Annotated in this window: 14 protein-coding genes; 8 read left to right on the top strand and 6 right to left on the bottom strand. The window is 71.4% G+C overall.

The features are described from left to right. Window positions 1–135: 135 nt before the first annotated feature. From QFZ50_RS09740 to QFZ50_RS09720, 5 genes are all read left to right on the top strand, one after another. Window positions 136–1,587 carry a hemolysin family protein gene (locus tag QFZ50_RS09740; RefSeq protein WP_307083734.1) on the top strand — a complete coding sequence of 484 codons (1,452 nt, stop codon included), beginning with the start codon at window positions 136–138 and terminating at the stop codon, window positions 1,585–1,587. After that, window positions 1,584–2,672 carry a hemolysin family protein gene (locus QFZ50_RS09735; protein WP_307083732.1) on the top strand — a complete coding sequence of 363 codons (1,089 nt, stop codon included), beginning with the start codon at window positions 1,584–1,586 and terminating at the stop codon, window positions 2,670–2,672. The genes QFZ50_RS09740 and QFZ50_RS09735 overlap by 4 nt, the downstream gene beginning before the upstream one ends. Before the next feature lie 95 nt (window positions 2,673–2,767). Next, entirely contained in the window at window positions 2,768–3,733 is a 966-nt protein-coding gene (locus QFZ50_RS09730; RefSeq protein WP_307083730.1) for a metal ABC transporter solute-binding protein, Zn/Mn family, read from the top strand. A 58-nt stretch (window positions 3,734–3,791) separates the two neighbouring features. Next, window positions 3,792–4,628 (top strand): metal ABC transporter ATP-binding protein, encoded by an 837-nt coding sequence (locus QFZ50_RS09725; protein WP_307083728.1) that lies wholly within the window; start codon window positions 3,792–3,794, stop codon window positions 4,626–4,628. A 2-nt stretch (window positions 4,629–4,630) separates the two neighbouring features. Beyond that, window positions 4,631–5,533: a metal ABC transporter permease gene (locus QFZ50_RS09720; protein WP_307083726.1), complete on the top strand. Its 903-nt coding sequence runs from the start codon at window positions 4,631–4,633 to the stop codon at window positions 5,531–5,533. Here the strand turns inward: QFZ50_RS09720 and QFZ50_RS09715 are convergent. The 3 genes from QFZ50_RS09715 to QFZ50_RS09705 form a co-directional block, all read right to left on the bottom strand. Continuing rightward, window positions 5,530–6,066: a MarR family winged helix-turn-helix transcriptional regulator gene (locus QFZ50_RS09715; protein ID WP_307083724.1), complete on the bottom strand. Its 537-nt coding sequence runs from the start codon at window positions 6,064–6,066 to the stop codon at window positions 5,530–5,532. The genes QFZ50_RS09720 and QFZ50_RS09715 overlap by 4 nt on opposite strands. A gap of 18 nt (window positions 6,067–6,084) precedes the next feature. After that, entirely contained in the window at window positions 6,085–6,687 is a 603-nt protein-coding gene (locus QFZ50_RS09710; RefSeq protein ID WP_307083722.1) for a MarR family winged helix-turn-helix transcriptional regulator, read from the bottom strand. A 158-nt stretch (window positions 6,688–6,845) separates the two neighbouring features. Further along, entirely contained in the window at window positions 6,846–7,292 is a 447-nt protein-coding gene (locus QFZ50_RS09705; protein ID WP_307083721.1) for a Fur family transcriptional regulator, read from the bottom strand. Between the two features lie 80 nt (window positions 7,293–7,372). Between QFZ50_RS09705 and QFZ50_RS09700 the strand changes: the two genes are divergently transcribed. The 3 genes from QFZ50_RS09700 to QFZ50_RS09690 all read left to right on the top strand — a co-directional run bounded on the left by QFZ50_RS09700 (window position 7,373) and on the right by QFZ50_RS09690 (window position 9,662). Continuing rightward, entirely contained in the window at window positions 7,373–8,032 is a 660-nt protein-coding gene (locus QFZ50_RS09700) for an MBL fold metallo-hydrolase (protein ID WP_307083719.1), read from the top strand. Window positions 8,033–8,212: 180 nt separating this feature from the next. Next, a complete protein-coding gene (locus tag QFZ50_RS09695; protein WP_307083717.1) occupies window positions 8,213–9,040 on the top strand; it encodes a sulfurtransferase in 828 nt (275 codons plus the stop codon). A 196-nt stretch (window positions 9,041–9,236) separates the two neighbouring features. Then, window positions 9,237–9,662 (top strand): HIT family protein, encoded by a 426-nt coding sequence (locus tag QFZ50_RS09690; RefSeq protein WP_307086742.1) that lies wholly within the window; start codon window positions 9,237–9,239, stop codon window positions 9,660–9,662. Between the two features lie 90 nt (window positions 9,663–9,752). Here QFZ50_RS09690 and hrpA read toward each other — a convergent pair whose 3' ends face one another. The 3 genes from hrpA to QFZ50_RS09675 all read right to left on the bottom strand — a co-directional run bounded on the left by hrpA (window position 9,753) and on the right by QFZ50_RS09675 (window position 15,810). Further along, window positions 9,753–13,781, bottom strand: coding sequence for an ATP-dependent RNA helicase HrpA (hrpA, locus tag QFZ50_RS09685; protein ID WP_307083714.1), 4,029 nt, complete (start codon window positions 13,779–13,781; stop codon window positions 9,753–9,755). A gap of 46 nt (window positions 13,782–13,827) precedes the next feature. Further along, window positions 13,828–14,829 carry a helix-turn-helix transcriptional regulator gene (locus QFZ50_RS09680; protein WP_307083712.1) on the bottom strand — a complete coding sequence of 334 codons (1,002 nt, stop codon included), beginning with the start codon at window positions 14,827–14,829 and terminating at the stop codon, window positions 13,828–13,830. Window positions 14,830–14,934: 105 nt separating this feature from the next. Next, window positions 14,935–15,810, bottom strand: coding sequence for a class I SAM-dependent methyltransferase (locus tag QFZ50_RS09675; protein WP_307083710.1), 876 nt, complete (start codon window positions 15,808–15,810; stop codon window positions 14,935–14,937). Window positions 15,811–15,871 lie beyond the last annotated feature (61 nt).

Genomic DNA, 15,871 nt, shown 5'->3' with positions numbered 1-15,871 from the left:
CGGAACCGATCCGGACCACCCGGCCGACGCCGGGTCCGGCTCCGACGCAGCCCTCCTGTCCTCCGACGCGGCGGACCCCCTCAGACGCGGACCGCTGCATCCCCGCCCTGCGCTGATCGGGGAGGGGAGGTAGCGGTGGAATGGATCCTCCTGGCCGTCGGCCTGCTCCTCGTCCTCGGCACGGGGTTCTTCGTGGCCGTCGAGTTCGCCCTCGTCGCGCTCGACCAGACCTACGTGCAGCGCGCCGTGGACGACGGCGACACGAGGGCGGAGCCGCTGCTGCGCTGCCTGAAGTCGCTCTCCACGCAGCTGTCGAGCTGCCAGCTCGGCATCACGCTGACCACCCTGCTCACCGGGTACGTCATGGAACCGTCCGTCGGTCGGCTGCTCGAGGCGCCCCTCACGGGTCTCGGCCTGTCGGAGGCCCTGGTGGCCTCGTCGTCGATCATCATCGCGATGATCCTGGCGACCCTGCTCTCGATGCTCATCGGCGAGCTGGTCCCCAAGAACCTGTCCATCGCGCTGCCCTTCCGGGTGGGTAAGGCCCTCGCCCGTCCGCAGCTCGTCTTCACCGCCGTCTTCAAGCCCGCCATCATCGTGCTGAACGGTTTCTCCAACCGGATCCTCAACATCTTCGGCCTCGAGGCCAAGGAGGAGATCTCGGGTGCGAGGACGCCGTCGGAGCTCTCGTCGCTCGTGCGCCGCTCCGCCGAGATGGGCACGCTCGACCAGGGCACGGCCAACTTCCTGGCCCGCACGTTCAGCTTCTCGGAGCGCACGGCCGCCGACGTCATGACGCCGCGCATCCGCATGGAGGTCATCGACTCCGACCAGACCGTGGCCGACGTCGTCGAGGCGGCGCGGCGCACCGGGTACTCCCGGTTCCCGCTCATCGGGGACTCCGCCGACGACATCCGGGGCGTGGTCCACGTCAAGAAGGCGGTGGCCGTCCCCCGGCACAAGCGTGCGGAGCTCCCGGCCGGCACCATCATGACCGATGTCCTCCGCGTCCCCGAGACGGTGCACCTGGATTCGCTCCTCAGCGAGCTCCGCGAGGCGAACCTGCAGCTCGCCGTCGTCCTCGACGAGTACGGCGGCACAGCCGGCGTCGCGACGCTCGAGGACCTCGTGGAGGAGATCGTCGGCGAGGTGAAGGACGAGCACGACAAGCTGAAGCCCGGCGTGCTGCAGAGCGCGGCCGGGGACTGGTTCTTCCCCGGTCTCCTGCGTCCGGACGAGGTCACGGTGCTGGTCCCCGGCCTCGTGGTCCCGGACGAGTCCGGGTACGAGACGGTGGCCGGGTTCATCATGGCCGAGCTCGGCCGCGTCCCGGCGCCGGGCGATCAGGTCGAGGTGCCCGCGGGCACCCTCACGGTGGAGCGCATGGACGGACGGCGCATCGACCGCGTCCACTTCCGGCCGGCGCCCGTCCCCGCAGGGGAGACCGACGAGGCCGTGGTGCCCGAGCACCAGCAGGTGCCGCAGGGCACCGGCCCCCACGACACCGGCTCCCACGACACCGTTCCCCGGGCCACCGCCCGTCCCGCCTTCGCGGGCAGTACCGCCGTACGGAAGGACCACCGATGAGTGACTGGGCAGGAATCGTCTGGCTCGTCGTCCTCCTGATGGGCAACGCCTTCTTCGTGGGCTCGGAGTTCGCCATCATGTCGGCCCGCCGCAGCCAGATCGAGCCCCTGGCCGAGGCCGGGTCCAAGCGCGCCCGGACCACCATCTGGGCCATGGAGCACGTCTCCCTCATGCTCGCCTGCTCGCAGCTGGGCATCACCGTCTGTTCGCTGCTGATCCTGCAGGTGGCGGAACCGGCCATCCACCACCTGTTCGTGGTGCCGTTCGAGGCGTTCGGCATCCCCGAAGGACTCGCCGACGGGGTCGCCTTCGCGCTGGCCCTGATCCTGGTCACCTTCCTGCACGTGACCTTCGGCGAGATGGTGCCCAAGAACATCTCGGTCTCCGTGGCCGACAAGGCGGCCCTGCTCCTGGCGCCGCCGCTCGTGATGATCGCGAGGGTCGTCAACCCGGTGATCTCCACGCTCAACTGGGCCGCGAACCACATCCTGCGCGCCCTGAAGGTGGAGCCGAAGGACGAGGTGTCGTCGACGTACACGCTCGAGGAGGTGCAGTCGATCGTCGAGGAGTCGACGCGGAGCGGCCTGGTGGACGACGAGTCCGGGCTGATCACCAGCGCCCTCGAGTTCTCGGGCCAGACGGCCGAGACGACGATGGTCCCCCTCGGGGAACTCGTCACGGTCCGCACGGACGCGACACCGGAGGACTTCGAGCGTGCCGTGGGACGCACCGGCTTCTCCCGGTTCGTGATGGAGGACGAGTCCGGGAACCTCACCGGCTACATGCACCTGAAGGACGTCATGTCCATGCCGCAGGCCATGTACCGGAGGCCGATCACGGAGAACAAGGTGCGCACGCTCGTGAATCTCTCGGTCGGCGACGGGATCGAGGACGCCCTCGGGGTGATGCAGCGGACGGGATCCCACCTGGCGCGCGTCCTCGGACCCGACGGGTCCACCCGGGGCGTGCTCTTCCTGGAGGACGTGATCGAGCAGCTCATCGGCGAGATCAGGGACGCCACGCAGAACCAGGGCGTGCGACGGACCGGGGAGGGCGTCGGCGGCGCGGAGGCGTCCGTGGGCTGAGGCCCGGCACCGCCGACGGGAATGCGAACCATTCGCGTTTCGGTTATGCTCGTGACGCTAACGTAAACAGTTCTCATTAGTCTGATCGAGGTCCCATGCACCTGTCCCGCCGTCTCGCCGTCCCCGCGCTCCTGGCCGTCTCCGTCGTCGGGCTCGCCGCCTGCGGGGACGGCGCGGCGGGAGCGCGGACGGGGGACGCCTCCGGCGGCGCCCTCACGATCGTCACCGCCACCAACGTGTACGGGGACATCGCCGCCGCCGTGGGCGGCGACGACGTGGAGGTGACCGCGATCGTGGACAGCCTCAGCCAGGACCCCCACTCCTACGAGGCCACCGTGCAGGACAAGCTCGCCGTCTCCGAAGCTGATCTCGTCATCGAGAACGGGGGAGGCTACGACCCCTTCCTCGGCCGCCTCGCCGAGGAGACGGGCGTGGAGACGGTGCTCAGCGCCGTCGACCTCTCCGGTCTCGAGGGCGCCGACGCGACGGAGGAGGCCGGCGAGGAGCACTCCGACGAGGAGGGGCACGCGCACGGAGCCTTCAACGAGCACGTCTGGTACGACCTGCCCGCCATGACGGCCCTCGCCGACGCCCTCGCCGAGGAGCTCGGCCGGCTCGACGGGGCGAACGCGGACGCGTACCGGGAACGCGCCGACGCCTTCACGGCGGACCTCCAGGGACTCCAGGACCGCCTGGCGGCGCTCGCGGCGGACGGGCCCGGCGGGAGGGTCGCTGTGACGGAGCCCGTCCCCGTGTACCTGCTGGAAGCCGCCGGCCTCACCAACGCGACGCCCGAGGAGTTCACCGAGGCCATCGAGGAGGAGTCCGACGTCCCCGTCGCGGTCCTCGAGGAGATGAAGACGCTCGTCACGGGTGGGACGCTCTCCTTCCTCGCCTACAACGACCAGACCGAGGGATCGCAGACCGAAGCGGTCCGCACCGCCGCCGGGGACGCGGGCCTCCCGGTCCTCGATTTCACCGAGACCCTGCCCGAGGGCGAGGACTACGTTTCCTGGATGACGGCCAACACGGATAGCATCGAGGCCGCGCTCGGATCGTGAGGTCCCGGCCGTCCGATCCCGGCACGCCCCCATCACGACAGACTGGAAGCCGCCCCGCATGACCTCGACGACGTCCCGCCACGTACCCACCCCGGACGGGACGGCCGGCCCGGCGATCAGCCTGCGGGGTGCGGCGCTCTCCTTCGGACGGCGCACGCTGTGGCAGGGCCTGGACCTCGACATCATGCCGGGTGAGTTCTTCGCCGTGCTCGGGCCGAACGGCTCCGGCAAGACCAGCTTCCTGAAGGTGCTGCTCGGCCTGCAGCCACTCGACGCGGGCACGGCGACGATCGACGGCCGCCCCATCACGCGCGGCAGCCGGAGCCTCGGCTACATCCCGCAGCAGAAGTCCTTCCCGGCCGAGACGCCGCTCCGCGCGCGCGATCTCGTGGGACTCGGCGTGGACGGCCACCGGTGGGGGCTGCGGCTGCGCGGCAGGGCCCACCGCGAGCGGGTGGACGGCCTGCTGCGCGATGTCGGTGCGGAATCCTACGCCGACGCACCCGTGGGTCTCCTCTCGGGTGGCGAGCAGCAGCGCCTGCGTGCCGCGCAGGCGCTGGCCACCGATCCGACGGTCCTCCTGTGCGACGAGCCCCTGCTGTCGCTGGACCTCAACCACCAGCAGGCCGTGAGCTCGCTCATCAACCGGCAGTGCCATGACCGGAACAGCGCGGTGGTCTTCGTGACGCACGAGATCAACCCCGTCATCGACTACGTGGACCGCGTCCTCTACCTCGCCGACGGCCGGTTCCGGGTCGGGGCGCCCGCCGACGTCATGACGAGCGAGGTCCTGTCCGATCTCTACGACAGCCCGGTCGAGGTGCTGCACAGCAACGGCCGGATCGTCGTCGTGGGCCTGCCCGACGCCACGACCCACCACCACGAGAGCGCCTGACCATGGACTTCGCCGAGATGATCGATGCCGTCTTCACCTTCGACAACTACGCGCAGCTGCTGCCCCTCGTGCAGAACTCACTGATCGCCGGGGCGGTGCTGGGCCTGCTGGGCGGACTCATCGGGACCTTCGTCATGATGCGCGACCTCGCCTTCGCCGTGCACGGCATCGCGGAACTCTCCTTCGCCGGGGCGGCCTTCGCGCTGCTCGTCGGAGCCAACGTCGTCGCCGGCTCGCTCGTGGGCTCGGTGCTCGCGGCGCTCGTCCTCGGCCTCATGGGCATCCGGGCCCGCGACCACAACTCGATTATCGGGGTGGTGATGCCGTTCGGCCTCGGCCTCGGCATCCTGTTCCTCGCGCTCTACGAGGGGCGTGCGGCCAACAAGTTCGGCCTGCTCACCGGGCAGATCGTCTCGGTCGACGACGTGCAGCTGAACCTGCTGGTCGGGTGCGCCGCGGTGGTGATCCTCGCCCTCGCCGCGATCTGGCGCCCGCTGACCTTCGCGAGTGCGGATGCGGACCTCGCCGAGGCGCGCGGCGTCCCCGTGCGGGCCCTCTCGATCCTGTTCATGGTCCTGCTGGGGATCTCCGTGGCGCTGTCCATCCAGGTGGTCGGTGCCCTGCTGGTGCTCGCCCTGCTCATCACCCCGGCGGCGGCGGCGCTGAAGGTGACCTCCGCGCCCGGGCTCGTGGTGCTGCTCAGCGTGCTGTTCGCCTGCACCTCGGTGGTGGGCGGCATCCTCCTGGCGCTGGGCGGCCGCATCCCGATCAGCCCCTACGTCACCACGATCTCCTTCGCGATCTACGTGGTGTGCCGACTCGTCGGTCCGCGTCGGGCGGCGCGACGGTCCGGGGCGGTGGCCGCCGGCGGTTCGCAGGCCATCGCGGCGGGTGCGCGGGGCTAGGACTCCGGCGGGCGGTCGGCCTGGTCGACGGCGTCCGTGATGGTCTGTTCCATGCTGCGCAGGAACCGGGTCACCGTCTCGGTCTCCGCGTCGGTCAGGCCCTCGGCCGCTGCCAGGACGCTGCGCTTCTCGATGTCGAAGCCGGCGCGGAACTCCCCGGTGGCCTTCTCTCCCGGCTCGAGGATCACGGCACGGCGGTCCACGGGATGGCGTCGACGCCGGATGAAGCCCGCCTTCTCGAGCCTGTCGATCACGAGCGTCGTCGAGGCACTCGAGATGCCGAGGGCCAGCGCGAGCTCCTTCGGGCTCGCCCCCTCGTCCCGCTGCCAGACGGCGAAGAGGTAGCGCAGCGCGCTCAGGTCCGTCTCGTTGATGCTCAGCTGCTGGCTGAGCCGCCGGCGCATGCCGCTCTCCAGCGTCCGGTACGCCCGCAGGGCGTTGAGGACGTCGACTCCTGTCGCCGTGGCATGGGGCACGTCGGCGGCTGCCGGGTACCAGTAGCCGGCTCCCTGCTGTGCGTCCGGGGAGATCATGCTCTTAGCTTAGAACATCTAGTAGTCAGTCTCTCTAGCTAACCCGCCGGATGTCGTCCCGTCCTGTCCCGGGGCGCCCGCGTCAGGGCCCTCGGTGGGGAAATCCGGCAGGTCGAGCTCCGCCATCGCCGCCCCCAGGCTGCCGAGGAACCGGTGGATCACGGCGTACTCCTCGGGCCGGAGCCCCGTCACGACGGCCATCATGCGCTCGTGGAGGGCCCCCATGGTCGAGCGGACCTCCTCGTCCGTGGACGCGGTGGGCCAGATCTCCACGCCCCGACGGTCGGTGGGGCTGGCGCGTCGCTCCGCGTGGCCGCTCCTGGCAAGGCGGTCGATCAGGACGGTCGTGGCCGCGGTCGAGATGCCGAGCTCCCGGGCGAGTACCGCCGCGCTGAGGGGCCGGCCGGTCCGCTTGGCCTGGAGCAGGAGCCGCAGTGCCGTCATGTCCGACCGGCCTAGGTGCATGGAGTCCCTGCTCCGGCCGCGCATGGCGATCTCCGCGGTCCGGTAGCTCCGCACCGCATCGGTCAGGGCCTCGAGGTGCTCGGCGTCCGGGCCGTGCCCGCCGGGGCCCGCCGCTGCAGGGGCCGCAGGCGAGGGGGTCGGTCGGTCGGAGGCCATCACAGGAATCAGCCTAGTCGAGGGCGGTGATCGTCGTCTGCGCCCCCGACCGGTTTCCGGAGGCTACCGGTTGCCCTGCCGGGTGCAGTACCGTCCCCTCCGGGACGGCCCAGGAGACGGACCGGGGGGACGGCCCAAGGGACGGCCCAGGGGACGGCTCAGGGGAGGGATGGCCGGGCGGAGCATTCAGGGCACAGTCCATGGATCTCGACCGTGTGGGCGGTGTCGGTGAAGCCGTGCTCGGCGGCGATGCGCGCGGCCCACTGCTCGACCGCGGGAGCCTCGATCTCCACGGCCCTGCCGCAGTTCCTGCACAGCAGGTGGTGGTGGTGGTGCTCGACGGCGCAGCGACGGTACACCGCCTCGTTGTCCCCGCTGCGCAGCACGTCCACGAGGCCGTCGTCGGCCATGGACTGCAGGATCCGGTAGGTCGTGGCGAGGGAGACAGACTCGCCGCGATCGTGGAGCAGGCGGTGGAGTTCCTGCGTGCTGACGAAATCGTCGAGGTCGTCGAGCGCGGCGCTGACGGCACGGCGCTGGCGCGTGACGCGCTGCGCACCGCCCGTACCTGCCGGTGCTGCCTCGGATGTCGCCTCCGGCGTCATGTTCTACCCTTCCCGGCGGGCACTCGACGTGCCTGGACCGGAGTCAAGATTATCAGCGCGGCGGCGGGTAATCTGGGCGCATGCTGCTGACCAAGTTCTCGCACTCCTGCGTGCGCCTCGAGCAGGACGGTTCCGTGCTCGTCATCGATCCGGGTTCGTTCTCCGAGGTCGAGGAGGCGCTCGAGGGTGCCTCCGCCGTCCTCGTCACGCACGAGCACCCGGACCACATCGCCGTCGACCGGGTGGTCGCCGTGCTCGCGGCGGACCTCTCCGTGCAGCTCTGGGCCCCACGCGGTGTCGCCGACGCCGTCGCCGAGGGCCTGGGTGACGCCGCGGGGGACCGGATCCACGCGGTCGGCGGCGGTGAGGAGTTCTCCGCGGCCGGCGTCGACGTCCGGACGTTCGGCGGCCAGCACGCGCTGATCCACCCCCTCATCCCCCTGGTCGCCAATGTCGGATTCCTCGTCGGAGGGACCGTCTACCACCCGGGCGACTCGTTCATCGTCCCCGAGGGGGTCGAGGTGCGGACGCTGCTCGTGCCCGTCCACGCGCCCTGGTCGAAGCTCGCCGAGGTCGTGGACTTCGTCACCTCCGTCCGCGCCCCCCGCGCGTTCCAGATCCACGACGCGTTGCTGAACGAGACCGGGCTCGGCATGGTCGAGGGCCACGTCACGCGGCTCGGAGCACGGTACGGGACCACCTTCCGCCATCTGGACGTGCGCTCCAGCGTCGAGCTCTGAGGCCGCCGTCCCGCGGTCGCCGGTTCCGGTCGTCGGAGTCCCGGAGAGAATCGGTGCCTGAGCCGTCGGCACGGCCGCGGGATCCTTGGTGGGCGGACCGCCGTGTGGTGGACTGGCCTGCATCAGGGCCGGCCGCGGCGACCGCCGCAGTCCGGCCGCCCGTCCCGACAGGAGATCTCGATGAAGACTCTGATGGATGTGCAGGAACTGCAGGACCGGATGACCTCCGGTGCGCAGACCATCCTGCTCGACGTGCGCTGGTCGCTGGGTGACCCCCACGGCCACGAGCACTACCGCGCGGCCCACATACCCGGTGCCGTGTACGTGGACATGGAGACCCAGCTTTGCGCGCCCGGCGGCCCCGGTCTCGGCCGCCACCCCCTGCCTGCTGCCGAGGCACTGCAGGAAGCGGCCCGCCAGTGGGGCCTCAACGACGGCGACACGGTGGTCGCCTACGACGACTCGGGCAACCTCGCGGCGGCCCGCCTGTGGTGGCTCCTGCGCGATGCCGGCTTCGCGTCGGTCAGCCTGCTCGACGGCGGCCTGACGGCGTGGCGCGCCGCGGGGTTCGGCGTCGAGGGCGGGGAGGAGCGCCACTGCGTCGGGTCCGTCCACCTCACCCCGGGCCACATGCCGGTCGTGTCGATACCCGACCTCCTCGACGCCCCGGCGGTCGATGTCCTGCTCGACGCACGCGCCGGCGAACGGTTCCGCGGGGAGCAGGAGCCCGTTGACCCGAAGGCCGGCCACGTCCCCGGAGCGGTCAGCGCGCCGACGGCGGACAACCTCACGCCGGACCGGCGCTTCCGGTCCGCCGACGAACTCCGGCGCCGTTTCGGCGCCCTCGGCGCCGGCCAGGGACGCGTCGCGGTCTACTGCGGCTCGGGCATCACGGCCGCCCACGAGATCGCGGCCCTGGACATCGCGGGCATCGACGCCGCGCTGTTCCCGGGCTCGTGGTCGCAGTGGTCCACGACCGAGGGCCTGCCCGTCGCGACGGGCGCCTGACGCCGGCACAGACCGAGCAGGGCGTGCCCCGACCCTGCCGCTGGCCCCTTCCCGGGCGGCGCGGTAGCGTCGGGGCATGACCCCAGGACGTCCCGTGCCACCACCCCTGCGCGGCGCAGTGGCACTGCCCTCCCCGGCGCCGGATGAGGCGGCGGGCGCCGACGGCGTCGATACGGCCGCAACTCCAGGAGGAACCATGCCCACGCTGTTCACGAAGATCATCGACGGAGAGATACCCGGCCGGTTCGTCTGGCAGGACGAGGACGTCGTCGCCTTCCTGACCATCGCCCCGATCACCCCGGGGCACACGCTCGTGGTGCCACGCCGGGAGATCGAGCACTGGCTCGAGGCCGACGCCGGGACGCTGGCCAGGGTGATGGCGGTCGCGCAGGCGGTCGGCCGCGCGCAGGAGAAGGCCTTCGGGGCCAGGCGCGTCGGGGTCCTCCTCGAGGGCTACGAGGTGCCCCACCTGCACGTCCACGTCTGGCCCACGCAGTCGCCGGACGACTTCGACGTCAGGCGCGTCGACCACGCGCCCGACCCCGCCGCCATGGACAGCGCCGCCGACGCCCTCCGGGCCGCCCTGCGCGACGCCGGGCACGGGGACTCCGTCCCGCAGTAGGCGGAACGGACGGGCAGGGCCGGCCGTTTCCGGGTGGCCGCCTACCGGCCGGCCCGTTACCGGCCGGCCCGTTAGTTACCGGTCGGCCGGCTACCGGGTGGCCGCGAGGGCCTCGTTCAGGGCCGTCCTGACGCGTTTCTCCGACACCGAGTACGCCGTCCCGAGATCCTGGGCGAACAGGCTCACGCGCAGCTCCTCGATCATCCAGCGCACGCGCCGGAGTGCGGCCGGGCGATGGCGCCCTGCCGCCAGCGACGCGACGGCGTCGTCGTACTCGTCCTCCAGCCGCTGGACGACGGCCATGCCGAGGCCGTCGCGCTGCACGTTCGTCGGCAGCTTCTCGAGCCGGACCTCGATGGCCCTCAGGTAGCGGGGGAGGTGCGCAAGCTGCGCGTAGCCGGTCGCCGCGACGAAGCCGGGGTAGACGAGGTGCTCGAGCTGGCTCCGGACGTCGTTCAGCGCCGTGATGAGCGCAAGGCTCGTCGTGCCCTTCAGCTGCTTCTGGATCCGACGGGTGCTGGACAGCACGCGCTCGACCGTGGCCGTCACCGTGAAGACGGTGTCGATGAGCTCCGCGCGGACCGCCTCGTACAACCGGTCGAAGGCCTCCTCCGTCCAGGGCAGCTCCTCCGGCACGAGCTTGTCGATCGCGGCCAGCGAGCAGTCGCGGATCAGCTCCGCGACACTGCCGTGCGGGTTCTGGCTGAACGTGAGCTTCTCGGTGTTGCTCAGGTGCTCGAGGACGTATTTCGCCGGGCTCGGGATGCGCAGGGACAGGAGCCGGATGACGCCCGCCCGCATGACCGTCGCCTGCTGGCCGGCGTCGGGGAAGACCTTCAGCCCCACCGACGTGCCCTCGTCCACCACGGCAGGGAAACCCGTGACCCGGTGCCCGGCGACGGTCCGCGACACCTCGCGCTCGAGGGTGCCGAAGACCCACGACGTCTCTCCCGTGCGCTCCGCGACGGCCGGTGCCTCGGCCACGGCGACCCCGCCGCGGGAGGCAGGGGCGACGCCGCTGCCCGCCCGGGGTGCGTCGGTGACCGGTGCGCCCCGTCCGCCCCGCGTGCCCGCGGCGCGTCCGTCGTCCCGCCCGGCGGGTCCCGTGCCTCCTCCGCGGCCGCCGCGCCCGGGGCCCCCGGAGGGGCGCGTGCTGCCGGGCGTGGCGCCGAGGGACTGCGCGATGGCACGGCTCACCGCGGGCGCGAGCGATTCCTTCAGTGCCTCGAGGTCGCGGGATTCGTCGAGGACCCGGCCGCCGGCATCGACGATGCGGAACATCATCAGCAGGTGCTGCGGCACCGCGGACCAGTTCCACGACCCGGGCGGGATGATGTGCCCGCGCAGCCGGCGCAGCGCGAGTTCGAGGGACGCCTCGAGATCGTCCTGTGCGGGGTCGAAGTCCGCGGCGAGGGCGGCGACTGCGGTGCGGGCCACGTCGGGCGCCGGCACGAAGTTCTTCCGGATCTGCTTCGGCAGGGACTTGATGAGCGCGGTGACGAGCTCCACGCGCTGGCCGGGGATCTGCCAGCGGAACGGCTTCGGCTCGAGCTGGTTGAGGAACAGGACGGGGATGGTGACCGTGACGCCGTCGTGCGCCCCCGGGGTCAGTGGCGAGAACTCGTAGGTCAGCGGCAGCTCGAAGCCCGCCTGGTGCCAGACGCTCGGGAATGCGGCCTCGTCGAGCTCCGCGGCATCCTCGCTGAGGAGCTGCTCCGGGTCGAAGTCGAGCAGGTCGGGGTGCTCGTGGCGGGCCTTCTTCCACCAGGAGTCGAAGTGCCGTTCCGAGACGACGTCGGGGCCGATGCGCTGGTCGTAGAACTCGAAGAGCGTCTCGTCGTCGACCCGCAGGTCACGCCGTCGCAGGCGGTTCTCGAGCTCGTCCACCTCGGCCAGGCGGGCCTGGTTGCGGCTGAAGAACGTGTGGTGCGTCTTCCAGTCGCCCTCCACGAGGGCGTGGCGGATGAACAGCTCACGGGCGACCTCCCGGTCGATCCGGCCGTAGTTGATGCGGCGCTGCGGCACGATCGGCACGCCGTACAGCGTGACCTTCTCGTACGCCATGACCGAGCCCATCTTCCGGGACCAGTGTGGCTCGCTGTAGGTGCGCTTCACGAGGTGCGGCGCCACCTGCTCGGCCCACAGCGGGTCGATGCGGGCGACGACCCTGGCCCAGAGCCGGGAGGTCTCCACGAGCTCGGCGGCCATGACCCAGTCGGGCGACTTCTTGAACAGCGCGGACCCGGGGAAGACGGCGAAGCGGGTGCCCCGTGCCCCGGCGTACTCGCGCTTGCGCTGGTCGTAGAGCCCGATGTTGCTGAGCAGCCCCGAGAGCAGGCTGACGTGGATCTGCTCGTGCAGGCCCACAGGGTCCACGGGGCCGGCGGGCAGCGTGATGCCGAGAGGCTTGGCGAGCTGGCGCAGCTGCTGGAAGAGGTCCTGCCACTCGCGTACGCGCAGGTAGTTGATGAACTCGGTGCGGCACAGCTTCCGGAACTGCGTCGAGGAGAGTTCGGCCTGCTTCTCCTGCAGGTAGCGCCACAGGTTGAGGTAGGCGGTGAAGTCCGAGTTCTCGTCGACGAAACGCTTGTGCTTCTCCGCCGCCTGCTGCTGCTTCGCGGGCTGGTCGGCGGAGGGCCGCTCGCGCGGGTCCTGGATGGTCAGCGCCGCAGCGAGGACCATGACCTCCTTGACGGCACCGCGGGCGCCGGCCTCGACGATCATGCGTCCCAGCCGGGGGTCGACGGGGAGCTGGGCGAGCTTGCGTCCGACGGCTGAGAGTCCGCCGTCGTCCTTCAGGGCGCCGAGCTCGCGCAGCAGGGCCACGCCGTCGTTGATCGCCTTGGTCTCGGGCGGTTCCACGAACGGGAACTCGGCGATGTCCTTCGGGCTGCGCGTGACGCCCATGGCCGCCATCTGCAGGATGACGGCGGCGAGGCTCGTGCGGAGGATCTCCGGCTCGGTGAACGGACGCCGCGACGCGAAGTCCTCCTCGGAGTAGAGGCGGATGGCGATGCCGTTGGAGACACGCCCGCTGCGGCCCGAGCGCTGGTTCGCGGACGCCTGGGAGACGCGCTCGATCGGCAGGCGCTGCACCTTGGTGCGGTGGGAGTAGCGCGAGATGCGCGCCGTGCCCGTGTCGATCACGTACTTGATGCCCGGCACGGTGAGGGAGGTCTCGGCGACGTTCGTGGCGAGCACGATCCGGCGGTGGCTGCCCGTGGGGCGGAAGACCCGGTGCTGCTCCTCGAGGGACAGGCGCGCGAACAGGGGCAGGACCTCCGTGCCGCGCAGCCGCGTCGTCGACTGGATCCGTGCCCGGAGCGCGTCGGCGGCGTCGCGGATCTCGCGCTCGCCGGAGAAGAAGACGAGGATGTCGCCCGGCGCCTCGAGGGACAGCTCGTCCACCGCGTCGCAGACGGCATCGAGGGGATCGCGTTCCTCCTCGAGCTCGCTGTCCGCGCCGCCGTCGCCGTCGTCGAGCCCGCCGGGCGGCTGGTCGAGCGGCCGGTACCGGATCTCCACGGGGTAGGTGCGCCCGGAGACCTCGATGATCGGCGCGGGGGAGGTGTTCTCGACGGCGGCGTCGGCGGCGAAGTGGGCGGCGAAGCGCTCCGGGTCGATGGTGGCCGAGGTGATGATGACCTTGAGGTCCGGGCGCTCGGGCAGGATCCGCCGGAGATAGCCGAGGATGAAGTCGATGTTGAGGCTGCGCTCGTGCGCCTCGTCGATGATGATGGTGCTGTATTTGCGCAGCATCCGGTCGTGCTGGATCTCGGCGAGCAGGATGCCGTCGGTCATGAGCTTGATCTTCGTCGTGCGGCCCACCGAGCCGGTGAAGCGGACCTGGTAGCCCACCTCCTCGCCGAGCGGTACCTGCAGCTCCTCGGCGATACGCTCGGCCACGGTGCGTGCAGCGAGGCGCCGGGGCTGGGTGTGGCCGATCAGTCCGTGCTCCGCCAGCCCGAGCTCGAGGCACATCTTGGGGATCTGCGTCGTCTTCCCGGACCCGGTCTCACCGGCGATGATGGTGACCTGGTTGGCCGCGATCGCGGCCATGATGTCTGCCCGGCGCTCCGAGACAGGGAGGTCCGCGGGGTAGGAGATTGTCAGTGTCATGGTTGCCTGCCAGTCTAGTTGCTCGCGCCGGGCCGCAGGCGGCCGTTCACTGAGGGCTGGGCCCGGCCTGCACGGCGTCGTCGGTACGGGCGGGAGCGCCCGCCGATCGGCGCAGGCGTTCGGCGACGACCACGGCCCGCTCGCGCATCTCGGCCGGCTCGAGGACCTCGAAGTCGATGTCCCAGCTCGCCACGTAGGCGAGGGGGAAATCGAGCGAGTCGAAGCCGGCCCGGAGCAGTGTGGCGTGGTCGCCGTCCGCCTCCAGGGTTCCCGTGGTCGGCGGCACGCGTGCTTCCAACTCGTGCAGGGGCGCATGGAACCGGATGACGGCGTCGTAGGAGAAGGGCGAGCGGGTGATGGATTCCTGCACATAGGCGGCGAGGTCCGCGGCCGGCAGGGTCCGGGGTGCGAAGCGGTCGCGTGCCACGGGGACGCTCCGGCAGCGATCCACCCGGAAGGTCCGCCAGTCCTCCCGTGAACGGTCGAAGGCCACGAGGTACCAGCGTCGGCCCGTGTCCACGAGCCGGTACGGTTCCACGATGCGCCGGGAGGACTCGCCATCGTGCCGGTCGTAGCGGAAGGCCACGCAGCGGCGCTCGGTGATGGCCGCGGAGAACGCGGTGAGTACTTCGGGATTCACGGGTGTGCTCGCCGCCGCCATGCGGGTCACCGCCGAGCGGAGGCCGGAGAAGCGGGGCCGGAGGCGGGGTGGCAGCACCTGCTCCAGTTTGGTGAGGGCCCGGACGGACGCCTCGCCGACCCCCGAGACGGGACTCGCCGTGACCGCGGTGAGGCCGATCGCGACGGCGAGCGCCTCGTCGTCGTCGAGCAGGAGCGGTGGCAGCTGGGCGCCGGCGCCCAGCTGGTAGCCGCCCGCCACGCCGGGCGACGCGTTGATGGGGTAGCCCAGGGTGCGGAGCTTCCCGATGTCCCGGCGGACCGTGCGTTCCGTGACCTCCATGCGCTGCGCGAGGGCCGGACCGGTCCACTCGCGTCGCAGCTGGAGGAGCGAGAGGAGCTGCAGCAGGCGTGCCGACGTCTCGATCATGCCCCCACGGTACGTCCGATCGCGGACAGGAGGTGTCCTGGATCCCTGCGGGGCGTGCGGCGTCCGGCCCGCGGCGGGGGCCGGCCCACAGGTGCCGTCGGAGCCTCAGTCCCCGGCAGGGGTGGCTGCGCGTGGCGCCGGGGCCTCACTCGCCGCCGACAGCGTGAAGATCCCGTAGCGCATCGCACCGGTACGGTAGGCCAGGATCAGGCGGGGGATGCTCAGCAGGAAGACGCGGTTGCGTCCGCCGAGGGCGAGGCGGCGGGTCTCGCGATCGACGAGCAGGGCCTTCGCGAGCCGACGGGCGCAGATCGTCCAGGTGCGCGCGACGCGGCGGCTGGCATCCTCGTAGCCGTCGATCGTGAAGCCCGCCGCCCTCGCCATCGCCTCGTACTCCTCGCGCGTGCCCATCGCCGGCAGGCGCCCTTCGCGGCAGATCGGCTCGAGCAGGTGACGCACCTTCCACCCGCCGGCATCCGTCTCCGCGAGCCACGCGCAGACCACGAGGCGGCCGCCGGGCGTCAGCACGCGATGCGCCTCGGCGAAGAACCCGGGCTTGTCGACCATGTGCTCGCTCGACTCGATCGCCCAGGCGGCATCGGCCGAGGCGTCGGCCAGCCCGTTGGCGAACCAGTCGCGCAGCTGGATGTCGACGTCGGGCCCGGGGCACGCGGCGGCGTAGCGGTATTGCTCGGCGGAGAGCGTGAAGCCGGTCACGCGGACCCCACGCGTCGCCGCGAGCAGCCGTGCGGTGGAGCCGTAGCCGCAGCCGATGTCGATGCACGCCTCTCCGGGTACGAGGCGGAGCCGGTCGCCCACGGTGTCGACGAGCGCCTCGACGGCCTCGGTGGACGTCTCGCGACCCGTCACCCAGAGTCCGTGATGGACGTGCTCGCCCCAGACGGCGCGATAGACCGGATCGAGCTCGTCGTAGTGGTCCGCGACCGCCGCGGCGTCCTGGGAGATGTCGGGGACAATCACGCGCTCACACTACAGCGCTGCTCACGGCCGTCGGAAGGTCCCGACAGGACACGTCGGGCCC

The sequence above is a fragment of the Arthrobacter agilis genome (assembly GCF_030816075.1).
GTDB lineage: Bacteria > Actinomycetota > Actinomycetes > Actinomycetales > Micrococcaceae > Arthrobacter_D > Arthrobacter_D agilis_E.
The sequence above is the reverse complement of the archived record's forward strand: the minus strand, read 5'-3'. Positions and strand labels throughout refer to the sequence as shown.

Bases quoted from the DNA above. Each gene is read 5' to 3' on its own strand.
- QFZ50_RS09735 (WP_307083732.1), top strand. From the start codon at position 1,584: ATGAGTGACTGGGCAGGAATCGTCTGGCTCGTCGTCCTCCTGATGGGC.
- QFZ50_RS09730 (WP_307083730.1), top strand. From the start codon at position 2,768: ATGCACCTGTCCCGCCGTCTCGCCGTCCCCGCGCTCCTGGCCGTCTCC.
- QFZ50_RS09725 (WP_307083728.1), top strand. From the start codon at position 3,792: ATGACCTCGACGACGTCCCGCCACGTACCCACCCCGGACGGGACGGCC.
- QFZ50_RS09720 (WP_307083726.1), top strand. From the start codon at position 4,631: ATGGACTTCGCCGAGATGATCGATGCCGTCTTCACCTTCGACAACTAC.
- QFZ50_RS09715 (WP_307083724.1), bottom strand. From the start codon at position 6,066: ATGATCTCCCCGGACGCACAGCAGGGAGCCGGCTACTGGTACCCGGCA.
- QFZ50_RS09710 (WP_307083722.1), bottom strand. From the start codon at position 6,687: ATGGCCTCCGACCGACCGACCCCCTCGCCTGCGGCCCCTGCAGCGGCG.
- QFZ50_RS09705 (WP_307083721.1), bottom strand. From the start codon at position 7,292: ATGACGCCGGAGGCGACATCCGAGGCAGCACCGGCAGGTACGGGCGGT.
- QFZ50_RS09700 (WP_307083719.1), top strand. From the start codon at position 7,373: ATGCTGCTGACCAAGTTCTCGCACTCCTGCGTGCGCCTCGAGCAGGAC.
- QFZ50_RS09695 (WP_307083717.1), top strand. From the start codon at position 8,213: ATGAAGACTCTGATGGATGTGCAGGAACTGCAGGACCGGATGACCTCC.
- QFZ50_RS09690 (WP_307086742.1), top strand. From the start codon at position 9,237: ATGCCCACGCTGTTCACGAAGATCATCGACGGAGAGATACCCGGCCGG.
- hrpA (WP_307083714.1), bottom strand. From the start codon at position 13,781: ATGACACTGACAATCTCCTACCCCGCGGACCTCCCTGTCTCGGAGCGC.
- QFZ50_RS09680 (WP_307083712.1), bottom strand. From the start codon at position 14,829: ATGATCGAGACGTCGGCACGCCTGCTGCAGCTCCTCTCGCTCCTCCAG.